Below are 10,905 nucleotides of genomic sequence, written 5' to 3'. Positions count from 1 at the left end.
ATACGCTGAATGCCTATGGCTCTGGAGCAGACTATCTGGACGGTGGGTCAGGTAATGATACAGTTCGTTACTACCATTCTTATACTAGCGTAACAGTGAATCTTGGTGATGCGAGCCAAAACCAGGGCGATGCGGCTGGCGATACATATGTTTCTATCGAAAATGTCATGGGCAGCGATGCTTATGGCGATTACCTGACTGGAGACGCAGCTGCAAATATACTGGATGGCTTAGGTGGGAATGATACTTTGACTGGTGGTGCTGGTTCGGACACATTCGTGTTTGACGGCTCTGTTTTTGGTAAGGACGTAATTACTGACTTCCAGTCTGGTATGGGTTCAGATGATCACATCCGCTTTGATGCTGACGTGTTTGCTGATTTTGAAGCAGTTATTGCTGCTGCCAGTGATGATGGTATCAACACTGTGATAGATCTGGATGAACACAACTCCATTACACTCTATGGAACCTTGATATCTGATCTCCATATGGAAGATTTCATGTTCGTATGACTATAGGGTGAAGTTGCCGGAAACTGGTTTCGGCAACCCACTTTTGCCAGAACTTCGCATTATTGACTGCGGAGTTCTGGTAATGTGGCAAGCATGGCTCAACCCTTGATGGAACCGCCCGAATGGCAACTCATGGCCCGTACTCACAGCTATTCTCGATATGTCTCGGAATGGCCCTTTGCCCTCATTTTTAGTGTGTGGCAGCGTGACCTTCCTGCTAATTGGAAACTAATTGCGCACGCCTTGCCAGAGGTCGCTTTCAACTACAGGTCGGGCTCTATGGACGCTCACCATGACATCTAATGACAGACTTAATTTTTAAAGAGGGCTACCCCTTCTTTAAAAAAAGAAATTTCAGGGATCAGTATCGTTCCCCGAGGCATAACACCTATAATTTGGCTGGCATTATTTGGGTAGGCCTTACCTCTGAATGTATATTCTGAATAGCCAGCAACAGCTCCTCCCCCATAAGATTGAGAGACCAAAACGCTCCACCCATTTACCAAATCTTCTGAAGCCAGTATCGGAGGCTGAGTGACGGTAAGCTCAGCGATTTGCTTATACTCACCGCTAGATTTATCAAACACCAGAGTATTACATCCACCACTTCCACAAATCACGGGCCCAATAATATAAACGATTGCCTCACTCTCACCATCTCCATTCAGATCAAACCACTTCAGAAAATACCGTGTATCCCTATATTCTGAGTATTTCTCTTTCAGGATCTTAACAAGCCAAGTAGTATCAGCCTCACGGCTCACGTCAAAGGCAGTATCGCCCTGACTGCCGCAAGCACTCAGCATAAATAGAGAATAAAAACATAGGGATAGATAGGAGGCCAATCGGATCATTTACAAGAACCATGCAACTCAAGAATAGAAAGTATGTCCATACCGCACCAAACTTGATGTCACTTTGAACGCATATTAACTTTTTCGGCACATGAGCGAACTCATCACCTTCCGGTCACCTTCACCGGACGCATATCATAAATCTGTTTCCTTGACGCTTACAATTTATAAAATAATCGCACAAGTAGTATTCAGAACTGGGTCGGGAAATTCGGACAGGCTGCTATACATACCGCCTCAACTATTGATTGAACTGCTCGAAGGTCCGCTTAGCCCAGTACGGTACTCTATGACAATTGCGGCATTCGCTCTAGACATGCTCACTCAGTATCTTGCTATGCCCACCAACTTCAACACAACGTTGATTGGCCACTACGACTTTATGGTTTGTCACAATTGTCTCTGAGCTATGGCCGCTTGAGCTAGTTATCTAGAATCTTGTTCCGCGTCTTGAAAATCGCAACCTCAATGGCTGGTGCAAAAACTAATCACCATCTGCCCAAATGGAACTGGCTATATGAGAGACACGTCGTACTCTGAAAGCCGCCCATAAGGAAATTTGGCAGACAATGAACCCAGACCAAGCAATCAAAGACTGGTTTCTATTCGCTTCTATCGCTGCTTCATAGGCAAAAAGAAGAGAACAGATGGAACTCGCGGCCACCAAAACAACAAAGCAGAACCAAGCATGTCTTGTTACACCATGAAACCGATTAGATAGATGAGGAGCAAAAACACTGGTGTTTCGAAAGAATGAGTTTTGCATAGTAACCCCCTAATAAGTACCTCTATCGGTTACCGTGAGATGCACTACTCAAAAAATAAATCCATAGATCTTATAAAAATAAAAGTTACCTACATATTTAATATTATTTAGATTTCAACAATATTCACAATTACGTTATTTGAAGAACAAACAAATACACAAATATTACTAAACCATAACTGACCACCAATTATCAGATAAACTTAATCAGATTAGGTTTCTGCATGAATTAATGCTATCCCCGCCGCTGGATAGCGCTTTATTTAAATAACTACAATTGCACCATTTCTTAAATTCAGGGCACGACTTTCTTTGTAGATGATTTGATCACATGCTTGCTCTGTTATCGGCTTGACCTCCAAATTATTGCAAACATGCACACTCTCCTCATAAGACAATTCTCTCAGGATGACCAAGGCATGATTGATTGCCTCTTCTTCATTTGCCCCAAGTCCCAGAATAGACGTTCTATAAACCGCAACAAACATGAAAAACTCCTATAAATAACGTGTAAAAAATTTCACACGTATGCATTAGGAACTGATCGCAGCCAATAAGTTACTGGTGAGAATAAGAGGCGAGATAGGACGGATTCATTTGCTCTCTATTTTGATAGACACTAATCCGTTTCCTCAAATCACGTCATGCGAGTTATTCAATACATCACAACCTATGAGATTAATTACCCTTAGCTATTATTTAGCGAAAAAGAGCAGCTTGCGATAATTGGTTCAGACCAACATTGTCCGATCAAACGTCATCACCTTTGAGGTCAATTATGTATAACTTCACCAGACCAACTTGTGCGGCGACTGCAATCATTTATCTGGTTGAATTACATCAAGCAGACTTGATGTTTCATGCTGATGATAGCCCTCAAGAGTGCGTATTTGGCAGAGAAATCTCATCAGAAACACTAGAAGTGATGGACCAGTATATGCAGAGAACCCATACATATTTGGAAGATCCGCACGTAATCATCTATGAGCTAAGTAGATCGCCGGACGATTACTGAGACACGATCCAATTCACCTCTGGCTCTTTAAGCAAACATGCGATTTTAATCTTTTTTGTCAATCCTCCAGCCGCATATCACAGCGCCAGCCAAATGGAATTGTCTCATCTCTTTTTTTAAACTCTCGGATCTCCAGTAAGGACGATCAGTACCGCTCGGTCAATCAGCACACGACTTATCGCGTTCATAGTCTCGTAGTTGCTTTCGTTTCATGCGGTTGTCCAGAACCCTATTCCAAGCCATGAAAAACGCAGCAACCACAGTCAGGATAATGAGCAGCGCCTGAAAGAGTGGTTCTAAGAAGTTGGCCCAGTTTTGGGCTATCCAAGCTGCTAGAAAAGTCAATGCTGTGCCTGTCTCTGATTTCTGCATCTTAGCCTCGTTCAAGGATATGGATCTGCTGACGAGTAAACTGTAGTCACAACTCCAAACTAGAACGCCTTAGGCTTCGTTGACCGACACAGCGCCCTCACGCTGTACAAACGCCTGCTCACCCTGCACTGGGTAACTTTCCGGCCACCGGATATCCAAGAGCCGCCGCTTTGAGACCTTTGTGATCGTGACTGCGTTGGACTGGTTCCCACCAAGCACGTGATAGTGGCCAGCACTCTCAGAGACATAAAACCCGACATGCCCTTTCCAACCGCGAGGACTACCGCGCCAGAAGACGAGAATAGAGCCTGGTATCGGCTTATCTAAACGCCTGCCGTATTTCGCCCATTGGCGAGATCCTAGAGGATTGACAGGCTGGGTATCAGAAACAAGGCTCATGCAATGGGCAACGAACAGACCGCACCATGGGGTTTCATCGGTTTGGTAAGAGATCCCTAATTTGCTCGCCCAGCCCATAATCCGTGGGTTGTGCTTTGGTCCCGAGATTTCCTTGGTTCCCAGCAGCCGCCGCGCCTCAACCAGCCATGGTGGCTCATCACTTTTAACCGCCTTGATTTTAGAACTCAGCCAAGCCTGATAGGCCCGCTCTGAAAGCCTGCCCCAATCACCATCAGGCTTGCCCGGATTAAATCCGAGATCCTGCAGCATTTCCTGAGATTCAAAGTCTGGTACGCGTCCCATAGATCACCTCACAAAAAAGGCTCCCTTCAGGGAGCCGTGCTTTTCAATTGAGTTCGTTTGCTACGCCTTACCAAACACCGATCACAACCACATCGTGACCTGTGCTTGAGCCGACAAATGGATAAGGTGTGGTCGTTCGCCGTGTCGTAAATCCGGTCTTAAAACCATTTTTTGTTTTCGCGGTGGTTCGCGGAATATGACCGCTTACATCCGCTGTCGTTAAAACGATGTATTTGCCCGCCTTGCTGGAAGGGAGTGCTTGCACGAACTCATACTCATAGCTGCCGGTACCTGTACGTGAACAAGTCAGATTACTTGCCCAAAGCACATCACCGGACCCGTCCACCTTGGCAGCAGCAACAATCCTCGGAACTCCCGCTAGCGTGTTCAGCTTTGCTGAGTTGAGCTTCTGATCGGTGACAGAGCTGTTTTTGTATTTCTGAGTGGTGAGTGAGTTGTCTTCAACCTCTGCTGTTCCGACCTTATCCTTCACCGCCAAATTTTTCAGACCAAGGTTTTGGCGAGCGCGGACCCGACTTGGGAGGTCACTCAGATTGTTCGTCTTGTGAAGGAAATCGCTTGTGTCTGGAGTTGCCAGCACCCATCCATCAACATCAGAATAGACCTTCAGTTTTTTATCTGACGATTTGAAGTACAGCGCCCCGTCTTCAAGCTCGTCACCTTCATTGTCAGTATCCGGATCATCATCGTGCGAGCCTAGATAGATCCTGTTGAAGCGCTTGAATGCCAGATCAGAAGCTTGCTCGACCGCAGCTTCAAGCTGGTTCAAAGCATCCTCAGCCGCACCTCTTGCTGTTTGCGCCTGATTGCGAGCTGCTATTGCAGCAGCTTTGGCCGCAAGAACCACCGCTTCAACATTTGCCGGATTGATAAGAACATAGCCCTCCTGCCCCTCAATGACTGTAAGCATCGCTGGAAAGCCTACCTGCAGATCATCAGGGTCAAGTTCATTGCCGAGGCCATTTCGAATTGGCTTCTCAACACCATCAACAGTGATAGTCACATCATCCGTGTTGTTTGCTGCCGGCACGAAGACAGCAAACTCAACAGCTGACAAGCTGACACCCAATCGGAGCTTGGCCATAATCGCATTTCCGGTGCCCCCAATGTTAGTTAGTCGCGTGATGCTGTCAGCAAGATCGCGCATATAGTTCCAGGTACCACCCAACCATTGATAGTAGCCGCTTAAGGCATGGTTGGAGTCAGCTCCGACTATGGCAGGCGTGTAGTCTGGCTTGTCTGTAACCGTATCCAGTTCAGCCTTAGTCTTCACAATCACCGCACCAAGCGTTGATGCAATTTCAACCTGCCCCAAATAGGCGATTATTTCTTCCTTTTTGGGTTTGTGCGGATCAGTGCTTTCAAGTCCGAGGGTCTCACGCGCACGCCAGACGAATTCCTTGGTAAGGAAGTTCATTGCCAACTCCATTTTGAGAGGAAATTAAACCGCAGCTATAAGAACAGTTGAGCTAGACCAATCGCTATTTTGCCCAAAGACAGAGCGTGTGCGCATGCGGAAGCGATATTCAACACCCGATGTGAGGCTGTCGGTTTCAATGGTCTCTTCGCCATCATTGGCCTGCGCATACTTGGCAGCACCACCGCTGGTCTTCACATATTCCAGCTCATAGGTGAGCGCCTCGGAGAGCCGTGTAAAACTTGCTTCCGCGATAGTACTTTGCCCCTGCTGCTGCATTTGAATTGAGAAGCTATCAACACTCGGGATTGCCTCAGATGCAATACGCTTGGGAGGATCACCTTTTTCGCCCTCATCTTCAGGCTCATAGGCAAACGGGTCTCGCGGAATAACCATCGCCTCGAACACATGCTGGAACGTATCCAGATCCAGAGTGGGAGTACCGTCTAACTCAAGATAAGCATCGATAAGATGTGGTGGATCACTGATCTTGATGAACCTTCTTAAAGGCACCTCTTGGGATGCGAAGTAGTCGCATTTCACACGCACACGAGGTGCATTCACCCGAATAGCTTTAAGCGCTTGCAAGCGCCGCATGTGATTATGGCGCTGCACGCAGTCATTATCGACAGTACGCGACCTGGGATCGTCTTCCTGAACATATGGATCGCCTTCAATTACTGCATCATCTTCAACATAGTGAAGCTCAGGATTGACCCAGAGACCACGCACAGCCTTGACGCTGGAGGCTGCATTGCGGTTTGGCAAGAACTCAATATCAACGATATCATCTGTTTTCAGGTGAATATCAGGCTCGACCCATTCCCCAGCATGAACGGCAACCTTTCCATCTGCATCGGTATATAGAAGCAGCTCGCCTGCCTCATCAAGCATCCGGCCAACCTGAGTTGGATCGTTGTTTTCGCGGCCACGGAATCCGCCATGATAACGCGGCTCCATATCACCTTTGATGTTCTCAACCTGCTGATCGCAAACGTCCGCAGCATAAGCCCAACTATCAAGATTGATCTGCGAGATCTTCAAAGCATTTCCATAAGGGGCGAGAAGATAGTCAAGCCGTATGAGAGCAAGGTTTTCGCTAAATCTGACCTGCCCATCTCTGGGATCGAAAATCTTCTTTCCGCGAATGGTAGAGGATAGTGTTGGGTAGCCATGCGGGTAAACCGTTCGATGACGCCGGGCACTCACGCTCTTACACATCATCAAAACACTGGCGATATTGTCGCCGCGATGATCCTCACTCCAGATATCATCGAACTTGTCCACCAGCTGCGAATAAGGAACACCGACCTGCGTCCCAACGCGCTCAATAAGCATCACCTTGGCATCACCACCAAGACGATAATATTTGGATGCATCCTCATCATTACTCAGCGACTTGGTGACATTGCCATCTGCATCAATCTCTACAGGATCATCACTCAGGAAGTGCGCGACAAAGCCATCAATCTCATGGGACGCATAGGCAATCACCATATAAGCCGTACCGCTGCGCTCTTCCAAAAACGTCATGTCGCCTGCAATACGCACAGTGCCATATTGATAGGACCGCGATGGCACATTTTGCTTTTGCACCACCTTGCCATCAGCTGCACTTGGAATAGGTGCAGCATTGTCTTTTCTCTGCTGACTGCCAAGCAGGGCATTCACACCCAGCCCAATACCAGCGGAAAGGCCAACTCCAATAATCCCAACACCAATCGAGGACACCGCAGCCCCCGCAAGGATCGCTTGCGTTGCAACAGAGGCCCCAACGAAGGCCGCGCCATTTGACAGAACAAACGCAACAGCAAATGCAGCAGTAGCAGGCATCAGACACTCCAGATTTTAAGAGCAGGCGCGTGAATAGCTTCAAAGCCCGAGTTCCAGTGAACTTGCCAGTGCTCACCATCCCAGATCGCACCCCACTGCCTGAGAGGGGAATGAAGGCTGCCGATCACGCCAATATCGCCAGTCTTTCTGGTTTGGACCTCATTCAGGCCCGCAATATCTGCACACCTGCCAACCAGCTCTAAAGCACCGCCAGCTTCAATAATCAGCTGTTTCATCTGCTTTTCTGTTGAGTAAGTGCCACGCAAATGAACGGCCCCATCAGGGTATCCATTGGCACTCACCCAATCAGCAAGAACGAGGCAACAGTCAGCCGTGCCCGGATCAAAAGACAAGCTTTGCCGATCTGCCAGCCAAGCCTCCAAAAGACTTATGATCGCGGCCATGGGATTGTCTGCTCACTCATCAAGGTAATGCGCTCACACGACAAGTCAGGCGGTAGATCTGGATTGACCTTGAGCGAATAAGCTCGTTGATCAGAATCCGATAGCACCGCGTTGCGCCGTGATTTACGAGCATGAAAAGCATTGCCCACGACCAAGGTCACATTATGCAGAATTTGAGGCTTGTCTCGATCATTCACCGCCCGCTTGCGGAACTTCAGGTCGATCACCTCGCCCGTGAACTTGACGATTGCTCCTGGAGGCAAAGGCTGGAAATATTGATCACAACTCTGGAGCAGGATTTGCACCTTTGAGCCGATGACATCACTCTCCTGCGTCTCCTCATAGGCCAGATCGGCAATTTGCTGATCGACACCGGACAGCCCCATGTCCATCGTGGTCGCCTCACCAGAAAACGCATATTGGATCGTTGTTAAGGCAGAGGCCGGAAGCACCCCGGCAGGTCGCCAGTGATTTCCATCCCTATCAACGTAAGGATGAGAGCCAAACCAGAAGCGAGCTGTTCCAGTCGGAAAATGCATCGCCACAAGGATCATGATGCTTCGAAAGGTCATGGAGCAGACGCCTCGTCCCAATAGTCAATAGCCTCGACAAAGTGAACGCTCTTTCTGGTAAAGCTTGAGCTACCGAAGTTCAGATCCAACTCACTGTCACTGGCAAGCTTCATGAGGCAGCTCGGCTCTGCCACATTCAGCAGTGCACCCGCAGGGATCTTTGCTCGTACAGCCGGGAAAATAGGTACCCGCACCACATTACCTTCAGCCTCAATAATCGGCCCAGTGTTATATAGCGCATGCAAATAACTGAAATAGATCCCGGACAGCCTCAACCCACTTTGCAGTCCGCGAAGCTTAAGCACTGTTGCCCCTAAATATGCCTCTTCTTCCAACTGCACAAAAGCAGGTTCACTCTCATAGGAAGTTCCATCGCTGAACTCCGTTCCATCGGCATGAGGCACATAGGACCGCGCCTGCTTTGCAAGTTTTTGTACCCGTGAAGTCACATGAGAAACAGAAACGATCACAAGTCCCACTTGCCCTTGCAAGGCGACCTCAATCCCGTTCCAAGCTTCTTCTTGGCGCAGATCGCGCCTGCGCAACACGATATTGGGGATGACAGCTCTCCAGAAACCCAAGTCCGTCCGTGTAACCAACTCACGCCCACCAAGTGTCATCCCACCAGTGTTGGTAGTTGGTCGTTTTCTGAAGGTTGTCTTTCCTTGGCTGGGAAGCAGAGAATGGGGCCAATGGATCACATTAGTCACGGAAGCCACCTCCCCGTTCCTGCTCATACATACTGAAGTCACCGACAGTATATTCACGGCTATTTTGGGTCGCCGCTTCAATGATCATAGGTGCCGCTTCCTTGACCACGTTTCCCGACACACTCTCAATCCGAGCTTCCAGATCAGGGGTAACTTCAAGGATCACGCGAGAAACCATCTCACCGCCCCCACCGCTAGATTGAGGGAGCTTGTGGAACGGAGTGATTGTTGCCGGACCTTCGATCAGCTCAGGAACACCGCCCTCACCCGCAATCCCCCATTTACCAGCCCCCAGGTTGCCCCCTTCTGAGAAAAAACCACCAAAGCTGGAGAGCAAGGTTGAAATGATCCCACCAATGTTGCCGCCACCGCCAACTGAGCTGGTCATGCTGGACACAGAAGACTGCAGCAGCATCTTGGCAATCCCCTTGCCTATATTCCCAAGCACATCAACAAACCGCTCACCTTCAAAGATGACATCTGTTAGTGAGTTGGTGATGGATTGATTGACGCTTGCCATCATGCGGCTATGCCGTGTCTGCTCTTCAATCTTGCCTGTTAACTGGGAGACTGATTTTGACCGTGCCTCGATCTCTTCGCGAAGCGTCAATCCGGTTTTCACAGAACGCTCATCGAGATCCAAACCTTGCTGCTTTGCCATATCAAGCAGCTTGTATTTTGTGGTGAGCGCTGCGACTTCCTCACGGGTACGACCAAGCATCTCAATCCGACGCTCAAGCACCGTGACCTCCTGATCACCCATCCCAAGAACATCCGGCCCCTTGTTGGCTGCTGGCCGTAAAGCCTCCTGAAGCCGAGCCTGTTCGCGAGCCGTGCGGATGTACTCTTCGCGCTCTTTGGCAAGCTGAGTTCCACCAGTTGGCCCAACATTTTGTGCAAGCGCATTTGTGTTCCGATCAAACTCCAGAGCAGCCAATGCACCAGCCCGAGACACCGGATCATCTTTGTATCTTAAACGCACCTGAGCATCTTCAAGCGAAGCCAGACCATTGAGCTTCATGGCCTCCATCGCATCCGCTGCACGGCTGATTTCATTGGCCATTGTGGTGGCATCAGCTGATAGACCTTTAAGCTCCACCCCATCAGTCGCCGTTTTCAAACGCTTGGTTGTGCTGACCGACTGGCGAGCAATGCTTTCCACCCGCGCCAGTTCCTTGCCTACCTCTGCCAGCTTCTCATCAGGAAGCTTAGTCAGAATCTCACGCATTTTTGCAAGCGCTTCAGAGACGCGCTCCATATTCCCGCTTGCTCTTGCATCTTCAAGAGCAGCCATTTCAGCAGCCCAGATTTTCACGAGATCTGAGGAAGCTTCCAACTCTTGGTTGAGATCTTTAAGTGTGTTCTCGACACCTTCAAGCCCGATAGCATCAATTGATCGGGACTGACTGAGAGGATCACTCAGCTGCGCAATGCGATGTTGAATAGCCTGATACTTCTTAAGCTTGAGATCCAGCTCAGCAAACGCATTGTTACCACCCAGAAAATCATCAAAGAAAGTGTCCAGAGCCGTATCAGTTTTGTCTGTGCAGCCTTGGAATCCAGCTCAGCTAACGCAGCCACCAGATTGAGCACAGCGCTTGTAACCTCGCCGTACTTGTCTCTGATGTTCTCCAATCCATTCTTTGAGTAGTCAGCAATGGAGCTGTTAGCTCTTGAGATCGCACTCTCAGCTTCATTGAACGCCTTGGTGAAGGCATCAACTTTCT

Annotated in this window: 11 protein-coding genes and 1 pseudogene; 1 reads left to right on the top strand and 11 read right to left on the bottom strand. The window is 48.8% G+C overall.

Going from position 1 to position 10,905, the window contains the following annotated elements:
- Positions 1 to 512: pseudogene (locus tag PsWM33_RS27350) on the top strand (calcium-binding protein); the annotation flags it as partial.
- Between the two features lie 311 nt (positions 513 to 823).
- Here PsWM33_RS27350 and PsWM33_RS14505 read toward each other — a convergent pair.
- The 11 genes from PsWM33_RS14505 to PsWM33_RS27345 form a co-directional block, all read right to left on the bottom strand.
- Positions 824 to 1,366: a hypothetical protein gene (locus PsWM33_RS14505; protein WP_063297821.1), complete on the bottom strand. Its 543-nt coding sequence runs from the start codon at positions 1,364 to 1,366 to the stop codon at positions 824 to 826.
- Positions 1,367 to 2,395: 1,029 nt separating this feature from the next.
- A complete protein-coding gene (locus tag PsWM33_RS14500; RefSeq protein ID WP_063289107.1) occupies positions 2,396 to 2,620 on the bottom strand; it encodes a hypothetical protein in 225 nt (74 codons plus the stop codon).
- 686 nt (positions 2,621 to 3,306) lie between these two features.
- Positions 3,307 to 3,519 (bottom strand): hypothetical protein, encoded by a 213-nt coding sequence (locus PsWM33_RS14490; protein WP_153039953.1) that lies wholly within the window; start codon positions 3,517 to 3,519, stop codon positions 3,307 to 3,309.
- A 69-nt stretch (positions 3,520 to 3,588) separates the two neighbouring features.
- Entirely contained in the window at positions 3,589 to 4,221 is a 633-nt protein-coding gene (locus PsWM33_RS14485; RefSeq protein WP_063300694.1) for an NlpC/P60 family protein, read from the bottom strand.
- 67 nt (positions 4,222 to 4,288) lie between these two features.
- Positions 4,289 to 5,659 (bottom strand): hypothetical protein, encoded by a 1,371-nt coding sequence (locus tag PsWM33_RS14480; RefSeq protein WP_063300693.1) that lies wholly within the window; start codon positions 5,657 to 5,659, stop codon positions 4,289 to 4,291.
- A 24-nt stretch (positions 5,660 to 5,683) separates the two neighbouring features.
- Positions 5,684 to 7,492 carry a fibronectin type III domain-containing protein gene (locus PsWM33_RS14475; RefSeq protein ID WP_063300692.1) on the bottom strand — a complete coding sequence of 603 codons (1,809 nt, stop codon included), beginning with the start codon at positions 7,490 to 7,492 and terminating at the stop codon, positions 5,684 to 5,686.
- The gene (locus PsWM33_RS14470; protein ID WP_063289113.1) at positions 7,492 to 7,896 is read right to left on the bottom strand and encodes a DUF6950 family protein; all 405 of its coding nucleotides are present in this window, start codon (positions 7,894 to 7,896) and stop codon (positions 7,492 to 7,494) included. The genes PsWM33_RS14475 and PsWM33_RS14470 overlap by 1 nt, the downstream gene beginning before the upstream one ends.
- Positions 7,881 to 8,468, bottom strand: a complete 588-nt coding sequence (locus PsWM33_RS14465; protein WP_063289114.1) for a hypothetical protein — start codon at positions 8,466 to 8,468, stop codon at positions 7,881 to 7,883. The genes PsWM33_RS14470 and PsWM33_RS14465 overlap by 16 nt, the downstream gene beginning before the upstream one ends.
- Positions 8,465 to 9,178, bottom strand: coding sequence for a hypothetical protein (locus PsWM33_RS14460; protein ID WP_153039952.1), 714 nt, complete (start codon positions 9,176 to 9,178; stop codon positions 8,465 to 8,467). The genes PsWM33_RS14465 and PsWM33_RS14460 overlap by 4 nt, the downstream gene beginning before the upstream one ends.
- Complete coding sequence (locus PsWM33_RS14455; protein ID WP_153039951.1) at positions 9,171 to 10,472, bottom strand: hypothetical protein; 1,302 nt, start codon at positions 10,470 to 10,472, stop codon at positions 9,171 to 9,173. Before PsWM33_RS14455 ends, PsWM33_RS14460 begins: the two co-directional genes overlap by 8 nt.
- A 125-nt stretch (positions 10,473 to 10,597) precedes the next feature.
- The coding region (locus PsWM33_RS27345) for a hypothetical protein (protein WP_193778402.1) at positions 10,598 to 10,905 on the bottom strand (308 nt) is incomplete at its 5' end.

It is taken from the genome of Pseudovibrio sp. WM33 (assembly GCF_001623165.1).
Lineage (GTDB): Bacteria > Pseudomonadota > Alphaproteobacteria > Rhizobiales > Stappiaceae > Pseudovibrio.
The sequence above is the reverse complement of the archived record's forward strand: the minus strand, read 5'-3'. Positions and strand labels throughout refer to the sequence as shown.

Bases quoted from the DNA above. Each gene is read 5' to 3' on its own strand.
- PsWM33_RS14505 (WP_063297821.1), bottom strand. From the start codon at position 1,366: ATGATCCGATTGGCCTCCTATCTATCCCTATGTTTTTATTCTCTATTT.
- PsWM33_RS14500 (WP_063289107.1), bottom strand. From the start codon at position 2,620: ATGTTTGTTGCGGTTTATAGAACGTCTATTCTGGGACTTGGGGCAAAT.
- PsWM33_RS14490 (WP_153039953.1), bottom strand. From the start codon at position 3,519: ATGCAGAAATCAGAGACAGGCACAGCATTGACTTTTCTAGCAGCTTGG.
- PsWM33_RS14485 (WP_063300694.1), bottom strand. From the start codon at position 4,221: ATGGGACGCGTACCAGACTTTGAATCTCAGGAAATGCTGCAGGATCTC.
- PsWM33_RS14480 (WP_063300693.1), bottom strand. From the start codon at position 5,659: ATGAACTTCCTTACCAAGGAATTCGTCTGGCGTGCGCGTGAGACCCTC.
- PsWM33_RS14475 (WP_063300692.1), bottom strand. From the start codon at position 7,492: ATGCCTGCTACTGCTGCATTTGCTGTTGCGTTTGTTCTGTCAAATGGC.
- PsWM33_RS14470 (WP_063289113.1), bottom strand. From the start codon at position 7,896: ATGGCCGCGATCATAAGTCTTTTGGAGGCTTGGCTGGCAGATCGGCAA.
- PsWM33_RS14465 (WP_063289114.1), bottom strand. From the start codon at position 8,468: ATGACCTTTCGAAGCATCATGATCCTTGTGGCGATGCATTTTCCGACT.
- PsWM33_RS14455 (WP_153039951.1), bottom strand. From the start codon at position 10,472: ATGGCTGCTCTTGAAGATGCAAGAGCAAGCGGGAATATGGAGCGCGTC.